Genomic DNA, 17897 nt, shown 5'->3' on the forward strand with positions numbered 1-17897 from the left:
AGACAGCGAAACAGCACCTTAGCCCGTGCGTCGGGCCAATGAAGGCCAGCTAAAGATCGCACGTGCCATCGCGTGATACTCACCGGAAATCTCTTCGGCGACGCTGAGGGGGGTAGGCCAAGGTGCCGTCAGTGTTGCCGCGACCTGCCCGGTGATAAGGCTTAGCTCAGCATCGTGCTTGGCCGCAAGGCGTCGCATTTTTTGGTTGGTTGCAAGGCACAGCATGTGAACCTCTCGAATACCGCGATTGCGGGCCGCAGTGATGATCCGCGACAACAAGGCGTCGCCAATCCCTCGATCTTGCCATTCGGCTTCGACCGTAAAAGCGGCCTCGGCCATCTGGGTTTCGTTATCCGGAACCAGCCGAAGTTCTCCCACGCCACGTAGACAGGAATCAGGAAATGCGCCGAAAACAACGGCGGAATTTTCAAAAATCCCGGAAAGATAGTCCTGCACAAACGCGGCACTGACCTGCGTGCCGAACCGTGCTGCCAGCGTATCGCTGCCCAGGGTATTGAAATGGCTTTCGATCTTTGGGCGGTCATAAATTCTGAGACGTCGTATCGGAAGTTCATACATGGCGTAGCCTTTGCTTGAACAACTCGTGACAAACCGATCACGGTACGCCCGTTTATAACATCTTTCTGCAATGCAGCATAGAAGGTGCAGTGTGACTGTGGCACCAAACACGGGCAGTGAGGCATATGTGCAAAAAAAATGAGCCAGGGGTAATCCCGGCTCATTTATTGGCAATTTGTTCAGAAATTAACCGGCTTCGCGTTCGTCATCCGGGCGGAACCCAATCTCGGTCGACGCGGCAAAGCGCCCCCCGCCGGCCTTTTCGATTTTACCATCGCGCAACAATTGTCCGAAGGAACGCAGGCTTTCTTCGCGGTTGAAGTCGTCCTGCTTCAACGAGCGGATTTTGTTCATCAGTTGCGGGCGCGAAAACTGCTCCTGTCCTTCGATAAAGGAAAGATAAGCTGCGGCAGCCTCCAACAGGTCGGGCAGGGACTGCGCGCCCTGTTCCTCGGCGAACTGCGCAAAGCCACCTTCTTCGGTCGCTTCTTCCTCAGAGTCGGATTTTACGCGACGGGGGGTAACCGGTCCGGTTTCACCGGATTGATTGTCGATCCGCTGTTCCGCGACCAGTTTCAGTGGGGCAGAAGCATCGCTGCTTGGGCGTTTGCTTGTGACCTGAATTTCTGGACGGCGTGGGCTGACGACCGATGACAGGTCTCCGCGATACCCCTGTTCATCGCTTTCCTGATCCTTGGGTTTTGCTTCGCCCCGTTCAGCTTCGGTGGCTGCCACGGCCGCGCGAAGGTGTGTGTACGCCTCACGCTGATTGCTGGTATCTGGATCGTTCAGTTGCTCACCTGCCTTGTCCATGAGGCGTGAAACATCCCGATCCAATTCAGTGTCTTCAGTGGCAGACATGGATGAGCGTTTTGCCAGAACGGCCTCGACACTGGCAATCTCTTCAAGCAGGTCGATCTCGTCCTCTTCGGTAAGGACGCTGTCACTGACTGCGGCTGTGATTTCCGCATCATCTTCGCTTTCGCTGAGGATATTGGGCTCTGCGTCCGCTTCCTGTTCGTCTTCGACCGTTTCTTCAAGGTCCGAGAACAAAGCGTCCTGTGCGGCGATCTCTTCCTCGACCTGATCTTCCGCAGGAGTGTCCGCAACCTCAATTTCTTCGGAGTCGGTTTCGTTTTCCATGACCGAAGCGTCTGGCTCGCTTTCCACTACCGAAGCCTCAAGTTCGTTTTCCTCCACAGAGGCTTCTGGTTCGCCTTCCATGACTAAGGATTCAGGTTCTTCGGTACCCTGTGTGTCCAACTCGGGCTGGGCTGGTTCTTGCAGTTCGTCCTGAATTTCCTCCTGCACATCGCCATGTGCTGAAACAGGCTCAGTGGCGTCGGGGGTTCTATCCAGATCAGCTGGCTCCAGCGAACCTGCCGCAAACGCCGCAGCAACCGCATCCGAGGGACCCGCGCTTTTGACAAGGGCCGTCTCTTCATCTTCGGTGTAGATGACCGAGTTCTCTTCGGAATGCGAAACAACGGCCCGGATGCGCTGTAGCTTGGCGGCAATGCTGTCGGCGGCTGGAGCAGGGGCGTCATCGACTGCCTCCGCCTCGTTAAACGAGGGCTGAGAAGGCGGCGGTGTGTCGACAACATTCAGACCTGATGCGCTGGCCGCAGGCTGCGATGGGGCGGAATTCTCTGTCGCGCGGATCAAAAGGCCAGAGTCGTTCTGACTGGCTTCGACCCTGCGGGATATGTCGCGCTGAGCGATCCGTGTCAGCATTTCGGCGTCGGGTTGCGGGGGTTCAGAACCAAAGTAACGATCATCCGCCGCGAGGTCGCGAAAGTACTCGGCAATCGCTTTCATCGTCTCAAAGGAATCATCAAACCCTTCCAAAGTGCACGAGAAGGTTCCATAAGAAACGGTTAAGACCTTGTTATTCTGTACCATCAGACGCACGTCCTTTACAAACTACGAGAGCCACTATAGCCGACAGCGGGCACATTAATGGCTCGGAACTCTCTGCATGAACCTATCATTTTGTGGTCTCAATGTGTCCAAATCCGGGAAAAATGATCAATCTTACGAAAAATAAGCCGATTGTGCGGTCTGACGAGCCAATCGCGCTGGTTGGCGGTGGTCAACTTGGACCTGATGACTTAAATCTGACGCTGATTCGCGTCAACACGGTCGTTGCGGTGGATGGTGGCGCGGCGCCGGTTATGGATTCGGGTCGTGTTCCTGATGCGGTTATCGGCGATTTTGATTCGCTTGATGGGGCCTATCGTGACCGTATTCCGGCGGACCATCTGTTTCCTATCCGTGAGCAGGAGAGCACAGATTTTGACAAGGCATTGCGCAGTGTAGTGGCACCTATGATCCTAGGCGTCGGGTTCCTGGGCGGCCGTTTGGATCATCAGCTTGCGGTGCTGAACTCTCTGGTCCGCCTTCCAGACCGTCCTTGTATTTTGCTTGGTGAACGTGAGGTCGTGTTTCATGCGCCGCCACGTATAAAGTTGAACCTGACACCGGGTGACATCGTTTCACTGTTTCCCTTTCAGACAGTGACAGGCCGCAGTCGGGGCCTCGAATGGCCCATTGACGAGTTGGTGCTGGAACCAAGCGGCCGCGTTGGTACCTCAAACAGGGCGCTGGCAAAGGTGGAGCTGTCGGTCGATGGGCCCGGGCTTTTGATGATGGTACCGCGCGACGCTCTGGACGAGGTTATGCGGGCGTTTCTGTCGGGGCAGACCGGGCAATGGCCCGCTCACGCAGAATGACATACAGACCGGCAGTCACGGTGATTCCGATACCGATAGCGGCGAGCCCGTCGGGCAGGTCGTGAAAGATCAGCCAGCCGAACAGGGTGGCCGCAGGGATTTCCAGATATTGCATCGGCGCCAGCGTGGCAGAGGGCGCGTAGCGCAACGACCAAGTCATCAGCAGATGTGCAAACGTACCAAGAAGACCAATTGCACACAGTAGGAAATAGCTGTCGGGGTGTGGCGCAATCAGGGATATAGCCCATGTGTCGCTGAATGCCCCAACCAACAAGACCGGCAACATCAGCACAGTTGCAATCACACCTGAGACGGCCTGTAAGGCAATCGGGTCGGTCTCTTTTGCGATCTGGCGTGTGACCAGCATGAACAGGGCAAAAACAAGCGCAACAACAAGGGGCAAGAGCGCTGCAAAACCCACCTCTGCAAAGCTGGGCTGGATGACCAGAAGCGTGCCGGAGAATCCTACGACGCAGGCGATCAGACGGCGCAGCCCGACCTCTTCGCTCAGAACGTATTTGCCAAGGATCAGCATTATGAAAGGCATTACGAAGGCGATGGCGATGGCATCGGCCAGCGGCAGGAAAAGCAATGCACTGAACATGGCGGAAATACCGATGATGTGCAGCACGGTACGAATGAAAGTGAGTCGTAATACTCGTCCACGCATTCGCCAATTGCGCCCGGTTAAAGCGACGAGGGGGATTAGTACCAGCGCCTGAACGGCAAAGCGTACAAAAACAAGCATTCCGATCGGAGTCGTCTCGCCCAACAGCTTTGCCATTGCATCCCCGAGCGGTGCGAGGATGCAGAAGCCAAGCATCAAAGTGATGCCAAAGACGGGACGGTCCTGTGTCATAGGCGCGACGCTAAGCCTTTTGTCTGTCGGTGGAAAGTCGTTAGACCAGTGCTGGTAAGGGCCGATACCACAGGCGAGCGCGTCGCTTGAGTTAAACCCACTCGGCCATTACGCAAGCGCAGGATTCAGGGATATAGAACCTAGCGCGTTCCAGATGAACAATTGCCGTGCAACGAGCTTTCTGCACCTATGCCTTTTAGCGTCAGCAATTGGGTACATTCACCGCAAGTCCGCCCAGAGATGTCTCTTTGTACTTCTCATTCATATCTTGCCCGGTTTGCCGCATGGTCTCGATCGCCGCGTCCAGGGGCACAAAATGCTGACCATCGCCACGCAGCGCCAGTGAAGCGGCCGAAACAGCCTTTATGGCACCAAGCCCGTTACGCTCAATGCACGGAACCTGAACGAGTCCGGCGACCGGATCGCAGGTCATTCCCAGATGATGTTCAAGCGCGATCTCTGCGGCATTCTCAACCTGTTCCGGGGTGCCGCCCATCACGGCACAAAGCCCTGCCGCAGCCATGGCCGATGCACTGCCAACCTCGGCCTGACATCCGGCTTCCGCGCCCGAGATTGAAGCGTTGAATTTGACCAGCCCACCAATAGCGGCAGCGGTCAGCAAAAAGTCTTCGATATGCGACTCCGACGCCCCTGGCACGTGGTCAAGATAATAGCGCAACACCGCCGGAAGTACGCCTGCCGCGCCATTGGTGGGGGCGGTCACCACCTGGCCGCCGGCTGCGTTTTCCTCGTTCACCGCCATGGCATAAACGCTCATCCAGTCGTTGATCGTGTGCGGTGCGGTCAGGTTCATGCCACGCTCGGCCATAAGCGCGTCATGGATTTTCTTGGCACGACGCCGGACTTTCAGACCTCCGGGCAGGATGCCATCGGTCGTCAGGCCACGCTCGATGCAATCATTCATGACCTGCCACAAACGGGCCGAGCCCTTGGCGAAGCTCTGGGCGCAACCACGCGATATCTCATTGTCGCGTTTCATTTCCGCGATGCTTTTGCCGCTGGATTTCGCCATTTCAAGCATTTCGGCCGCAGACTTGAATGGAAAAGGAACCGGCGCACCTTCGTCGGTTGCGGCACCGTCGTTAAGCTCTTCTTCGGTCAAAACAAACCCGCCGCCGATCGAATAGTATACCTGACGCAGAATGACGTCACCTTGCGCATCAGTGGCCATCAGGATCATTCCGTTGGCGTGACCGGGCAGGGTCTGTTCGTAGTCGAAAACGAGGTCATCTTTCGGGTTGAACTTCAGGATTGGCAAACCCTCGGGCGTCACAGAATGCGTTTCGGCAATCTCGGCCAACGCGGCCTCGGCCTTATCGTTGTCATATGTTTCAGGAACAAAGCCGGCCAACCCAAGGATCGTTGCGCGGTCGGTTGCGTGGCCCACCCCGGTGAACGCCAGCGAGCCATGCAGCGACCCGCGCAGCCCCGCAAACTCAAACGGTGACGCGCGCATTAGGTCCAGAAAGCGCGCAGCCGCCACCATCGGCCCCATTGTATGAGACGAGGACGGGCCAATGCCCACTTTGAACATATCAAAAACTGAAAGAAACATGTCAGGTAGCCGAGCCTTCTACAGGGTTAGCGTAACTTGGAGACGTGAAGGGAGTAACCCCCAACCCTTCGGCTGCAACAGCAGTACGGGTTGCGGGGCGGGTTTCTAATTGCATCAGTATTCTTTGCAGGTAGGGTGTGTCGGCCAGTTGAAACCAACTGCGGTCAGATCTGGCCGGATAGAGTGCCATCCAGCGCATCTGGCAGGCCAAATAATAGGTCAGGACCGAAGGCTGATTTGAGTGTAACCAATGTGGCGCTGTCCGAGCCACGTCATCCAGAACACGCAGATGTTCGCGCAGACGCGGGCGAATGCCGGTGCGCAAGCTCTCTGCATATTGGGCATCGATGTATTTTTCTGCATAGAAAAGGATGCGAAGATCCGCGTGCAATGTGTTGGATGCAAAAAAGAGCCACTTGAGAAACGCCGCACGGTCCGGGCGGTCTGGAGCGGGAGCGAGGCGCGCATGCGTATCTGCCAACCAAAGCAGTATGGCGGCTGTTTCAAAGATCGGCCCTTGCGGCGTTTCCAGTACGGGGATCAATCCGTTCGGATTCAGCGAACGATAGGTCGCGCCGTTCTGTTCGTTCTGGCGGCGATCCACCAGTACGGTTTCATAGGGCAGACCCATTTCTTCCAACGTCAATCTGATCACGAGCGAAGCGTTGTCGGGGGCATAGTGCAGGCGATAAGGCGCTTTCATAGCGATTATTTATAACGAGACGATGGGGGCGAAAGTCTTGATTGCGACGTTTCCCATCGGAAACGCGTATTTCTTTGCATGTTTGCGGCCAACAGGGGTGAATTGGCTCTCGCAGTTGGAGGGCGCATTCCCTATAAGTCCGGCAGTAACAGAGGGAAAGGCTGCTATGACCCGGGATCTGTCGCCCATAGACAAAGCCAAATTTAACGCTGCACGACGCGCTGCCGACATGGTTCAGGACGGTATGCGGGTCGGCCTGGGCACGGGGTCAACCGCTGCCTGGATGGTGCGCCGCATCGGCGAGCGGGTGCAGAATGAAGGGCTGCGTATCAAAGGTGTTCCGACATCGACCCGCACAGCGCAACTGGCCCGAGAGGTCGGGATCGAAGTGGTCTCGCTGGATCAGGCTGGTTGGCTGGACCTGACAATTGACGGAGCGGATGAGTTTGACGGCGAACTGAACCTGATCAAAGGCGGCGGCGGTGCGCATCTGCAGGAAAAGATCGTCGCCACAGCCAGCGATCAGATGATTGTCATCGCTGATGCCGGTAAAGAGGTTGAAACGCTGGGTGCATTCCCCTTGCCGGTCGAGGTTATCCCTTTTGGCTGGCAAACCACCCGCACCCTGATCGAAGAGGCGCTGGACACGATGGATGTTCTTGGCACCTCGGCCAAGCTGCGCATGAATGGCGAAGCGCCGTTCGTGACGGATGAGGGTAACCACATTCTGGACCTGCATTTGCAGCGCATTGGAAATGCGCGTCAGCTGGCGCTTGTGCTCAATCAAGTGCCCGGAGTGGTTGAGAACGGTTTGTTTATCGACATCTGTGACAAAGTTGTGATCGGCCACGGCGATGGTCGGGTCGAATTGCGCGACATTAACGCCGGAACCACGGAAATGGACAAGCTAGTCGACGGTGGGGAAAACCTTTTTTCGGATTTGGCGGACTAAGGAAAAGCCGCGTTGCCAAGCGCCGAAAATGCCAGAAGCATCGGCCAGCTATCCCGGATGTGGGGTGCGCGCAGTCCGTCGATACAGAATGAATTGCAACTCTTGAAGTCGACCATATCTAGGGTTGCTGAAATTTACCCCAATCAGAACAATGACGGGAAACACTATGAGTTTTGACTATGATCTGTTCGTCATCGGTGGCGGCTCGGGCGGGGTCCGCGCAGCACGTGTGGCAGCTGGTGAGAACGGCGCCAAAGTGGCCTTGGCTGAAGAGGATCGTTACGGCGGCACTTGCGTTATTCGGGGCTGCGTTCCGAAAAAACTGATGGTGTTTGCCAGTGAATACGCAAGCATGGTGGAAGATGCGCAGGCATATGGCTGGGATATCAAGCCCGGCGCGTTCGATTGGGATGTGTTCCGCGGTAAGCTCTATGCTGAATTGGATCGGCTTGAGGGTATTTATCGGAACATTCTGAAAAATAACGGCGTCGAAAGCTTCGATCAACGCGCCCATGTGGTTGATGCGCACACGGTGGAACTGGCAGATGGGACGCGCAAAACGGCCAAGCATATTCTGATCGCCACCGGCGGCCGACCTGTTGTTCCGCAGTTTCCGGGCTCAGACCTGGCAATTACTTCGAATGAGATTTTTCATCTGGATAAACTGCCTGAAAGCATCCTGATCGTGGGTGGCGGTTACATCGCCAGTGAATTCGCCGGTATCATGAATGGAATGGGCGTAAAAACCACTCAGTTCTATCGCGGGGCGCAAATTCTGCGCGGCTTTGACGAAGAAGCGCGTGGACTCATCTGCGAAGAGATGCGCCAGAACGGTATTGATGTACGGCTGGGTACTAACGTGCTTGAGATGACCAAAGAGGGCGACAAGATCCGGGTCAAAGCGACAGACGGCACAGAAGATCAGTTCGACGTGGTCATGTACGCGACTGGTCGCACACCGAACGCGGACAACCTTGGCCTTGAGGGTGTCGGTGTTGAACGTGGCCGCAAAGGTGAAATCATCGTTGATGACTATAGCCAAACGGGTGTACCGTCGATTTATGCGATTGGCGACGTGACAGACCGCGTGAACCTTACTCCGGTTGCGATCCGTGAGGGTATGGCTTTTGTTGAAACTGTATTCAAAGGAAATCCAACCCCGGTGGATCATGAGCTGATCCCGACGGCAATCTTCACGCAGCCGGAATTCGGCACAGTCGGGCTCAGCGAAGAGGACGCGGCAGAACAGGAAGCGATCGAGGTTTATGCGACGTCCTTCAAACCGATGCAAACCGCCTTTGCCGGCGGAACCCAGCGCGTATTGATGAAACTGATCGTCAGCCAGGCTAACCGAAAGGTGCTGGGATGCCATATTGTCGCTCCGGGTGCAGGCGAGATGATCCAATTGGCCGGAATTGCCGTAAAGATGGGCGCGACCAAGGAAGATTTTGATCGCACTGTCGCGGTCCACCCGGTTATGGCCGAAGAACTGGTGACATTGCGGCAACCTGTGCGCACTGCTTGATTTGCAAGCGCGCGCACACAAGTTACAAGGTAATCCGTGATCACACGGTCCAACATAAGGGAATAGATACACATGGCGGGCAACAGCGGTGGCCCCTGGGGGGGCGGAGGCTCCTCGGGCGGCGGAGGAAATCGGGGAAACAACGGGGGCGGTCGTAAACCCCCTGAAGGCGATGGCCCGCAAATCCCCGAAATCGACGAGTTGATGAAAAAAGGCCAGGAGCAACTGCGCGTCCTGATGGGCGGTCGCGGTGGATCAGGCCGTGGCGGTGGCCAAGGTACAGGTGGGGGTGGTCCTATTTTCACCAAAGGCACCGTGCTTATCGGTGTTGTCGTTGCTGCCGTTCTTTGGGGAGCAGCAAGTTTCTACACGGTCAAGCCAGAAGAACAGTCGGTTGAATTGTTCCTGGGTGAGTTTTCGGCCGTTGGTAATCCGGGTCTGAACTTTGCCCCGTGGCCTTTCGTGACCGCTGAGGTCATCCCGGTCACGCGCGAACAGAATGAAGACATGGGTGGCGCGCGCGGCAGCGATGACGGTCTCATGCTCACCGGCGACGAAAACGTCGTTGATATTGACTACCAGGTGGTCTGGAACATCAATGACCCCGCGAAGTTCTTGTTTAACTTGCGCGACCCGCGCCAGACAATTCGTGCGGTGTCAGAATCGGCGATGCGTGAGATTATCGCTCAAAGCGAACTTGCACCCATCCTGAACCGCGATCGCGGAATCATCGCGGACCGTTTGCAGGATTTGATCCAACTTACGATGGACAGCTACGATTCGGGCGTGAACATTGTCCGCGTGAACTTTGACAAGGCCGACCCGCCGCAAGACGTGATCGCCGCATTCCGCGACGTTCAGGCTGCCGCGCAGGAACGCGACCGTTTGCAAAACGTGGCTGACGCCTACGCAAACCGCGTTCTGGCGGAAGCGCGCGGTGAAGCTGCGCAGGTTTTGGAAGAAGCCGAAGCTTATCGCGCGCAACAGATCAACAGCGCTCAGGGTGAGGCCAGTCGTTTCAGCGCTGTTCTCGAAGAATATTCGAAAGCACCGGATGTAACGCGCAAGCGCTTGTATCTTGAGCGGATGGAGCAGGTTCTGGGTGATGTCGACAAGATCATCTTGGACGAAAATTCGACGGGTCAGGGGCAGGGCGTCGTGCCGTATCTGCCGCTGAACGAATTGCGCCGTAGTCAGGTTCAGGAGAGCAACTGATGCGTAGGTCACCTATTATTCTTATCGCCATCGTGATCCTCGGGCTTCTTGGCCTGTCGTCGATCTTTATCGTCGACGAACGTGAACGCGCACTCGTGCTGCAGTTTGGTCGTGTGGTTGCGGTAAAAGACGAACCCGGTCTGGCGTTTAAAATCCCTGTGATTCAGGAAGTTGTTCGTTATGATGACCGCATCTTGTCGATTGACGTCCAACCGCTTGAGGTTACACCTTTGGATGATCGTCGCCTCGTGGTCGACGCCTTCGCGCGTTACCGGATCTCGGATCTGGAACGGTTCCGGCAAGCGGTTGGTGTCGGCGGTATTCCGCAGGCCGAGGATCGACTGGATCTTATCCTGCGTGCCGAAACGCGTGAGGTTCTGGGCTCGGTGTCGTCCCGCGACATTCTTAGCTCTGACCGTGCTGCCCTGATGCTGCGTATCCGTAACAGCGCGATTGCCGAAGCGCAGGCGCTGGGTGTGAGTGTTATCGACGTGCGTCTTAAAGCGACCGACTTGCCGCAAGCGAACCTTGAAGCCACCTTCGAACGGATGAAGGCTGAACGCGAACGTGAGGCGACTGACGAACGCGCTCGTGGTAACGAGGCCGCACAGCGCGTTCGTGCTCAGGCAGACCGTACCGTGGTCGAGCTGGTCTCGGACGCAAACCGCGAGGCTGAGATCATTCGCGGTGAGGCGGACGCTGAACGCAACTCAATCTTTGCGGAAGCCTTTGGCAAAGACCCGGAGTTCTTCGAGTTTTATCGCTCACTGTCTGCATATGAGCGGGCCTTGGGCGGCGGCAACAGCTCGATGGTGCTAAGCCCGGATTCGGAGTTCTTTAACTACCTTAAGTCGCCGACCGGGCAGGCAAGCCAGTAATGGGTATGATCCTTCTGGCCCTCGGGCTGGTACTGATTGTCGAGGGGCTGGCCTATGCGCTGGCCCCTTCGCTTATTGAACGTATGCTCGAAGCGCTGCGGTCCCTGCCTGAACATGCGCGGCGACTGGCAGGGTTGCTGTGTGTGGTCAGTGGTTTCGTGCTGTTGTGGGGCGCGTATCAAGTCGGGTTTTAGGCTGGTGTTTTCAATTGCCGGTGAATTCCCCGCGATCCCGAGTTGCGGGCTTGGACAAACTGACTACATTGGTTGCTAAGAAAGGTTGCCGTTGGGCGACCGCACAAGAATTGTCGACAAGGAGTTCCCAAGTGCAGGCACAAGCGCGCAGTATTTCCGTCCGTCGGGACGAGGTTGTTGGTTTTATGCGGCTGATGTGGGTGGCCTTTGCAGGGCTACTTTTTATTCTGGCTCAGTCTGCGGCCGCCCAGGCACGCAGCGAGAGCCTTGCGCCCTTGGCAGAACAGATCAGCCCGGCAGTTGTCAACATCACGACCACGACGTTGGTTGAAGGTCAGACCGGTCCGCAAGGGATTGTGCCCGAGGGCTCTCCGTTCGAGGATTTCTTTCGCGAGTTTCAGGATCGCAATGGTGAAGATGACAACCGCCCTCGGCGCAGTAACGCGCTGGGTTCTGGTTTTGTGATCTCGGAAGATGGCTACATTGTTACCAACAATCACGTAATCGCGGAAGCCGATGAAATTCTGGTTGAGTTCTTCCCCGGCGACGGTCAGCCGATAAAGGAACTCCCTGCCAAGGTGATCGGTACGGATGACAAAACTGACATTGCTTTGCTGAAAGTCGAAGCGTCCGGTCCCCTGCAATATGTGCAGTTCGGCGACAGCGACGTTGCGCGGGTTGGTGATTGGGTGATCGCAATGGGCAACCCGCTAGGGCAGGGCTTTTCGGTCTCGGCAGGTATTGTGTCAGCACGTAATCGGGCGCTCAGCGGGTCTTACGATGACTATATTCAAACGGATGCGGCTATTAACCGGGGTAACTCGGGCGGGCCGCTGTTCAATATGAATGGTGAGGTGATTGGCGTAAACACCGCGATCCTGTCGCCAAATGGCGGCTCGATCGGGATCGGGTTTTCGATGGCGTCCAACGTGGTCGTCAAGGTTGTCGATCAACTGCGCGAGTTCGGTGAAACCCGTCGCGGATGGCTGGGTGTGCGTATTCAGGACGTGACTGAAGACATGGCCGAGGCGATGGGGCTGGACAAGCCCGGCGGCGCGTTGATCAGCGATGTGCCAGACGGCCCGGCGAAAGACGCCGGTCTGCTGGCAGGTGACGTGATACTCAGCTTTGATGGGGTAGAGGTTGAAGATACACGCGGGTTGGTGCGTCAGGTGGGTGAAACCACGGTTGGCAAATCCGTCCGCGTCATGGTTCATCGTGATGGCGGCACTCAGACTGTCTTGGTCACCTTGGGACGTCGCGAGGATGCGGAACGCGCGGATAGCTCCGAGGATGAAGTTCCTGACGCACCGGTCGAGGAAAATGCAGACATTCTGGGCCTCACGATCTCACCGCTGACGGATACGCTGCGCACGGATCTTGGTTTGGATGCGGATGCCGAAGGTCTGGTTGTAACCGAAGTCGACGAAGCGTCCGAAGCCTTCTCCAAAGGGCTGCGCGCGGGCGATTTGATCACCGAGGCTGGCCAGCAGGCAGTCACATCGATTCAGGATCTTGAGGCCCGCATGGAAGAGGCACGCGAAGCAGGGCGCAAGTCGCTGTTGCTTTTGGTGCGTCGCGGCGGAGAACCCCGCTTTGTTGCGTTGAGCCTCGGCGAGTAAGTCAAGGCACAAGCGAATTAGAAGGCCAGAGTGGATGCTCTGGCCTTTTTTGACGTCGGGTTCTATAGAACTGTATACTTTGAAAGAAGTGAGCCACACGCCGAAAAGACGTGTGGCTCTGATACAGGGAGAGGTCAGTGGACAGATATCGGGGATGATTCTCTGACCTCCTACGGTAACAGGTACGAAATTAGACTCCGTGCCGCCTGCAGTCTGTGAAGCAGATCACTGGGATCAGATAAGATCGGACTCAGCCAGTTCGCGCAGGGCTTCGAAATCCTGGATCATCAAGCCACCGCGTGAAGCTTGAACGACATTGTCGCGCTTCCAGGTGGATATTGTCTTGGACACGGCCTCTCTGGTGGCGCCAACGAATTCAGCCAATTCGCTTTGCGACAAGGTAATCCGGGTTGAGGGATCATCCTGAAGCCCGGACAAGTGTAACAGCTTGCGCGCCAATCGGATCGGCAAAGGCAGAAACACCTGCTCGTTAAGTTGCGATCCCATCCATCGCATGCGAAGGCCAGCCAGTCGGATCATGTCAACCGCCAAGTCTGGATGCTGCCGTATCTGATTCATCACGTCGCCCTGCCTGACACGCAAAACGCTGGACGGTTCGGCCGCGACGATGGTCGCTGTTCGGGGGCCGCTGTCAAACAGCGCAATCTCACCAAAAACCTCGCCCGGGCGCATCAGGGTCAGCGACAGCTTGCGGCCGCTCATGGCCAGAAAGGACACCTCAAGCGTTCCTTCGAGGATCGCATAGAGCGCGTCACCTTCGTCGCCTTGTTCAAACAGCACATCGCCACGGTCCAGTTTGATTTCCGTCGCCTGAGCGGAAAGCATGGCCTTTAGCCTGTCTGACGCGTCGGACAGAAAACCGCTGTCTGGAAAAGCCGTCATGCGTACAAGTGTCTCCGGCTATGAGTGGTGGGTGGTGCCACAACTTTTCACAGCTTCTGCGTTTCGCCAAGGATTTTTGTCCACTTTTCCGTGTAATCTGATCAGAACATGCGTAGAGCCATTCGACGAACTATAAGGCGAACCCTTGGAATCCAGTTCACCTACTGGTGGTCAGGGTCATCCATATAGCTTTGCAAAAGGCTGAATTGCAGCATCAGGAATGCCATCAACGCGATGGGAAAGCCAAAGGTTTCGATCTTGACCCAAAGGTCGGTTGACATGGTGCGCCAAACAAATTCATTGGCGATGGCCAGAAAGGCGAAACACCCGCAGAGACGTCTGGTTAGAATCATCCAGCCCTCGTGCCGCATGGGCAGCATCTCGTCCAGAATATAGGCAAGGTAGGATTTGCGCTGAAGAAGTCCGATGCCCAGCATGATCGAAAAGAAGCCGTAGACCAGCGTGGTTTTCATTTTGAAAAACCGTTCGTCATTAAACCAGGCGGTCAGGCCGCCGAAGAAAATGACCATGATTGCGGTGAAAATCTGTATCCTGCTCAACTTTCCGGTGAGGTACCAAAGAACGCCGATAGCGGCCAGCATCAGCGGTACGAAAAGAATGGTGGCGACGATGAAACCGGAATACTCGACGCCACCGATCAGGAAGCTATCGTCACGCAGACGCAGGTAGATGACAAAGAACGCGAGCGGAGGGCCAAGCTCCAGCACCTGTTTCAAAAACGGGTTGATCTCTTTTTTGGCTGTCATCATTTCTTCCTGCTGTTTACCCGCCCATTTCAACTATTACGGCGCCCAATGCAATCAATGCCATCAGCGCAATGCGCCGTGGCCCGACGGTTTCTTTCAACACAAGCCATCCAATCAGTGCGGCAAACACGGTCGAGGTTTCCCGTAAAACAGCGGCTTCGCCAACTTTGTCGAGCCTCGTGGCCATCATGATAGCTCCGAAAGACATGGGGGCGATGATGCCGCCTGCAAGGCCGCGCAGCATCAAAGGACCGATGGCCGGGCGATTGATCATCGCGCGCCACCTGAGGAACGCGTAGAACGGCATCGCCGCGCCGTCGATCATGAAGAACCACGCCAGGAAGGTGAACGGGTCAGCCGTGGCGCGGATGCCGTAGGCGTCGTAGGTTGTATAGAGTGCCACGAAAAGTCCGGTCGTAACGGCCAGCACCAGCGCGATACCAAGCGTTTCCCGGTTGGTTTCCAGAAAGCGGAAGTTGTAGGCCGCGAGGCCAAAAATACCGGCCAACAGAACGGCCACGCCGAACCATTGCGTGCCGGTGAAGGTTTCCCCGAAAAGCAGATAGGCACCGATCACAGTGAACAGAGGGCCAGTGCCGCGGACAACGGGATAGACGACGGTATAAGAGCCCTTGGTATAGGCCATCGCTTGCAGGGTTTTATAAGCGATGTGGATTAGCCAGACGACGGCGAAGATGGGCCACATGTAAGGTTCAGGCCATGGCACCACAAAAAAGGCGAAGGGCGCAGCCATCAGGCAATAGCACGCGTCGATTGCCCCGCGGGACAGCCACGGATCGTGGCGGCCTTTTTGCAGAGCGCCGAAGACCGCGTGCAAGAACGCGGCCGACAGGGCGAGGCCAAGGGCGAGTTGATGGCCTGCTTCCGTGCCTTCGAGAGAGATCAGCCAGTCGCTCAAGTGTCGGGTCTTTTCGCTAGGTAGAGAGGCTGGGGGCTGTCTGCCCCCAGACCCCCGAGGATATTTTCAACCAGATGAAGGGGGGATCAGTTTTGGCCCAGTCCGGTGAGGGCGGCGGCGAATTCTTCGGGGTCGAAGGGGGCAAGGTCGTCAATCTGCTCTCCGACTCCGATGGCATGGATTGGCAAGCCGAACTTGTCGGCCAATGCGACCAGAACGCCGCCTTTGGCCGTGCCGTCCAGCTTGGTCATCACGAGGCCCGAAACGTCGGCTAACTTACGGAAGGTTTCCACCTGGCTCAGGGCGTTCTGGCCTGTGGTGGCGTCGAGCACCAGCAGGGTGTTGTGTGGCGCGGTTTCGTCTTTCTTGCGGATGACGCGGACGATCTTGGCAAGTTCTTCCATCAGGTCAGCGCGGTTTTGCAGACGGCCCGCAGTGTCGATCATAAGCAGGTCGGCGCCGTCTTCTTGTGCTTTTGTCAGCGCATCAAAGGCCAGGCTGGCCGGGTCTGATCCCTCGGGCGCAGTCAATACGGGAACACCGGCGCGCTCACCCCAAACTTGCAGTTGTTCAACCGCTGCGGCGCGAAAGGTATCGCCGGCGGCGATCACCACCTTTTTGCCAGCTGCCTTGAACTGACTGGCCAGCTTGCCGATCGTAGTGGTTTTGCCCGATCCGTTTACCCCAACGACTAGCACCACCTGTGGGCGCTTTGCATAGATGGGCAGGGGCTTTGCCACCGGCTCCATGACGCGGGCGACTTCTTGTGCCAGAAGCTGCTTGATTTCCTGCGTAGAAAGCTTGCGACCATAGCGCCCCTCAGCCATGTTGGCGGTGACGCGAAGGGCAGTGTCTACGCCCATATCCGATGCGATAAGCAACTCTTCGAGCTGTTCCAGCATGTCATCGTCAAGGGTGCGACGCACTGCAGTTTTGGCTTCACTGCGGCCAAACAATCGGCCCAGCACCCCCTTGGAGGGCGCCGCTTCGGGGGGCGGAGGCGCAGGCGTTGGATCAACCGGTGCAGGGTCGGGGACCTCGACCGGCTCTGGAATTGGCGCGGGCTCTGGACCTTCGGGTACTGGTTGCGGAACCTCCGGCACCGGGTCCGGCTTCGGCTCAGGCTCGGGGATGATCGGATCCGGCGCGGTTGTTTCCTCGCCACCATCCTCGACGATGGCTTCCAGCCCCTGTTCGAGGCGAGACGAGGATTTGAAGAGCTTATCCTTGAGCTTTGAGAAAAACGCCATTTTGGTCTCCGCAGGTGTTCCCCTCACCTAATGCGGATTTGCGGCAGTTGCAAAGGGTCAGAGGAACGCGATCAGCAAACCGGCCTGCGCCCCCCAATAAAGCAGCCAAATCATATAGGGCGTGATCCTGTGGGCGCGGTGGTCGGGTGGCAGCAGGAACTTCTCGGTCGCCAGGATAAGGTCGGACGCGATGAATGCCGATGCAGCGGGCAAAGCCCAACGCAAAGCCCCGCTGTCGGGTAAGGCGAGAGCGGTTATGCCCATCCCCAGAATGATCGGGATGTAGAGTAGAACGGGTGCTTTGAGGTCTCCGGCGCGCGGGATGAGCAGTGTGGCAGTAACGATACCAAGGATGATCAGCGACCAGAAATATGCGGGCTTGTTGAAAATCAACGACGGATCGCTAGCCGGGTGGGTCAAAAACAGGGCGATATATGCCAAGTGACCCCCGGCAAAAGCGCCTATGCCCGCCATGAAACTGTTGTCCGTTTCCCGAGACAGCAAAGCGTCACCAGTGGCGCATAGAAGCAATGCAAGCGCCAACAGTAACGGGGCGGCATCCAGCAGCGCAATCACAGCCAGCAAAGCAACTGAGGCGGTCTTTAACACGGATCTCGATCCGCTGGCCGGGCGAGGTGACAATGGCAGGTATGCCAAGGCGCAGGCGGCCGCGAGCCAGAATAGGACAGTTGTCATGTATACCTCATGCTTTTTAAACAGCCTGCGACGCGCAGGTGCTTTGCCTCAACCTGTGACGTCGAGGCAAGTGGCTTTGCGGAATTGGTTATTGGCGCTGGGCAAATGCTTCTGACACAATGCGCCTATGCTGAAAGCTCTTGCGATTCTTTTCCTTTTGCCAGCCTATACCGCGTCAGCCCAATCCGCGTTGTCGGGTGCGGAATTCGATGACTACACTCAAGGCAAGACGTTATTCTATGGCTTCGATGGGCAGGTCTACGGGGTCGAGCGCTATTTGCCCAATCGTCGCGTGATCTGGTCGTTTCTGGACGGCGATTGCAAAGAAGGTGTCTGGTACGAGCAGGGCGACCAAATCTGTTTCATCTATGAAGACCGGCTTGACCCCCAATGCTGGGTTTTCCGGCAGTCAGGAACTGGCCTGGTCGCGCAGTTTGAGGGCGACCCAGAGGAAACGGAACTCTATGAGGCCGAAGATATCGACCAAGAGATGATCTGCTACGGGCCTGATGTCGGGGTTTGAGGCG

Annotated in this window: 18 protein-coding genes; 8 read left to right on the plus strand and 10 right to left on the minus strand. The window is 56.8% G+C overall.

All coding sequences use genetic code 11. From position 1 onward, the window contains the following. Nucleotides 1-18 precede the first annotated feature (18 nt). Together ACXAET_RS02865 and ACXAET_RS02870 are read right to left on the minus strand one after the other, a co-directional pair. Entirely contained in the window at nucleotides 19-579 is a 561-nt protein-coding gene (locus tag ACXAET_RS02865) for an N-acetyltransferase family protein (protein WP_475180795.1), read from the minus strand. A gap of 186 nt (nucleotides 580-765) precedes the next feature. Then, nucleotides 766-2481 (minus strand): hypothetical protein, encoded by a 1716-nt coding sequence (locus ACXAET_RS02870; RefSeq protein ID WP_475180796.1) that lies wholly within the window; start codon nucleotides 2479-2481, stop codon nucleotides 766-768. A gap of 122 nt (nucleotides 2482-2603) precedes the next feature. Between ACXAET_RS02870 and ACXAET_RS02875 the strand changes: the two genes are divergently transcribed. Continuing rightward, nucleotides 2604-3311 carry a thiamine diphosphokinase gene (locus tag ACXAET_RS02875; RefSeq protein ID WP_475180798.1) on the plus strand — a complete coding sequence of 236 codons (708 nt, stop codon included), beginning with the start codon at nucleotides 2604-2606 and terminating at the stop codon, nucleotides 3309-3311. Here ACXAET_RS02875 and ACXAET_RS02880 read toward each other — a convergent pair. The 3 genes from ACXAET_RS02880 to ACXAET_RS02890 all read right to left on the minus strand — a co-directional run bounded on the left by ACXAET_RS02880 (nucleotide 3256) and on the right by ACXAET_RS02890 (nucleotide 6449). Next, a complete protein-coding gene (locus ACXAET_RS02880; protein ID WP_475180801.1) occupies nucleotides 3256-4170 on the minus strand; it encodes a DMT family transporter in 915 nt (304 codons plus the stop codon). The genes ACXAET_RS02875 and ACXAET_RS02880 overlap by 56 nt on opposite strands. A 202-nt stretch (nucleotides 4171-4372) precedes the next feature. Beyond that, nucleotides 4373-5746: an L-serine ammonia-lyase gene (locus tag ACXAET_RS02885; protein ID WP_475180802.1), complete on the minus strand. Its 1374-nt coding sequence runs from the start codon at nucleotides 5744-5746 to the stop codon at nucleotides 4373-4375. 1 nt (nucleotide 5747) lies between these two features. Beyond that, nucleotides 5748-6449: a glutathione S-transferase family protein gene (locus ACXAET_RS02890; protein ID WP_475180804.1), complete on the minus strand. Its 702-nt coding sequence runs from the start codon at nucleotides 6447-6449 to the stop codon at nucleotides 5748-5750. A gap of 166 nt (nucleotides 6450-6615) precedes the next feature. On the opposite strand from ACXAET_RS02890, the gene rpiA reads away from it, so the two are divergent. The 6 genes from rpiA to ACXAET_RS02920 all read left to right on the plus strand — a co-directional run bounded on the left by rpiA (nucleotide 6616) and on the right by ACXAET_RS02920 (nucleotide 12835). Next, the gene (rpiA, locus tag ACXAET_RS02895) at nucleotides 6616-7401 is read left to right on the plus strand and encodes a ribose-5-phosphate isomerase RpiA (RefSeq protein WP_475180807.1); all 786 of its coding nucleotides are present in this window, start codon (nucleotides 6616-6618) and stop codon (nucleotides 7399-7401) included. Between the two features lie 166 nt (nucleotides 7402-7567). Beyond that, nucleotides 7568-8926 (plus strand): glutathione-disulfide reductase, encoded by a 1359-nt coding sequence (gene gor, locus ACXAET_RS02900; RefSeq protein ID WP_475180809.1) that lies wholly within the window; start codon nucleotides 7568-7570, stop codon nucleotides 8924-8926. A 72-nt stretch (nucleotides 8927-8998) separates the two neighbouring features. Beyond that, nucleotides 8999-10141 carry an FtsH protease activity modulator HflK gene (gene hflK / locus ACXAET_RS02905; protein WP_475180811.1) on the plus strand — a complete coding sequence of 381 codons (1143 nt, stop codon included), beginning with the start codon at nucleotides 8999-9001 and terminating at the stop codon, nucleotides 10139-10141. Next, nucleotides 10141-11019: a protease modulator HflC gene (gene hflC / locus ACXAET_RS02910; RefSeq protein ID WP_475180813.1), complete on the plus strand. Its 879-nt coding sequence runs from the start codon at nucleotides 10141-10143 to the stop codon at nucleotides 11017-11019. The genes hflK and hflC overlap by 1 nt, the downstream gene beginning before the upstream one ends. Then, complete coding sequence (locus ACXAET_RS02915; protein ID WP_475180816.1) at nucleotides 11019-11213, plus strand: DUF2065 domain-containing protein; 195 nt, start codon at nucleotides 11019-11021, stop codon at nucleotides 11211-11213. The genes hflC and ACXAET_RS02915 overlap by 1 nt, the downstream gene beginning before the upstream one ends. 185 nt (nucleotides 11214-11398) lie before the next feature. Beyond that, nucleotides 11399-12835, plus strand: a complete 1437-nt coding sequence (locus ACXAET_RS02920; RefSeq protein ID WP_475187065.1) for a Do family serine endopeptidase — start codon at nucleotides 11399-11401, stop codon at nucleotides 12833-12835. A 234-nt stretch (nucleotides 12836-13069) separates the two neighbouring features. On the opposite strand, the gene ACXAET_RS02925 is transcribed toward ACXAET_RS02920, so the two are convergent. The 5 genes from ACXAET_RS02925 to ACXAET_RS02945 all read right to left on the minus strand — a co-directional run bounded on the left by ACXAET_RS02925 (nucleotide 13070) and on the right by ACXAET_RS02945 (nucleotide 17370). Next, a complete protein-coding gene (locus tag ACXAET_RS02925; RefSeq protein ID WP_475180818.1) occupies nucleotides 13070-13738 on the minus strand; it encodes a Crp/Fnr family transcriptional regulator in 669 nt (222 codons plus the stop codon). Nucleotides 13739-13899: 161 nt separating this feature from the next. Beyond that, complete coding sequence (locus ACXAET_RS02930) at nucleotides 13900-14505, minus strand: inner membrane-spanning protein YciB (RefSeq protein WP_475180819.1); 606 nt, start codon at nucleotides 14503-14505, stop codon at nucleotides 13900-13902. Nucleotides 14506-14521: 16 nt separating this feature from the next. Next, on the minus strand, nucleotides 14522-15424 hold the full coding sequence (locus tag ACXAET_RS02935) for an EamA family transporter (protein WP_475180823.1): 903 nt from the start codon (nucleotides 15422-15424) through the stop codon (nucleotides 14522-14524). An 86-nt stretch (nucleotides 15425-15510) separates the two neighbouring features. Beyond that, complete coding sequence (ftsY, locus tag ACXAET_RS02940; RefSeq protein ID WP_475180827.1) at nucleotides 15511-16674, minus strand: signal recognition particle-docking protein FtsY; 1164 nt, start codon at nucleotides 16672-16674, stop codon at nucleotides 15511-15513. A 57-nt stretch (nucleotides 16675-16731) separates the two neighbouring features. After that, nucleotides 16732-17370, minus strand: a complete 639-nt coding sequence (locus ACXAET_RS02945) for a lysoplasmalogenase family protein (RefSeq protein WP_475180831.1) — start codon at nucleotides 17368-17370, stop codon at nucleotides 16732-16734. A gap of 127 nt (nucleotides 17371-17497) precedes the next feature. On the opposite strand from ACXAET_RS02945, the gene ACXAET_RS02950 reads away from it, so the two are divergent. Further along, on the plus strand, nucleotides 17498-17893 hold the full coding sequence (locus tag ACXAET_RS02950; RefSeq protein ID WP_475180834.1) for a hypothetical protein: 396 nt from the start codon (nucleotides 17498-17500) through the stop codon (nucleotides 17891-17893). The last annotated feature ends 4 nt before the right edge of the window (nucleotides 17894-17897 follow it).

This window comes from Ruegeria sp. AWH4_226 (assembly GCF_056159225.1).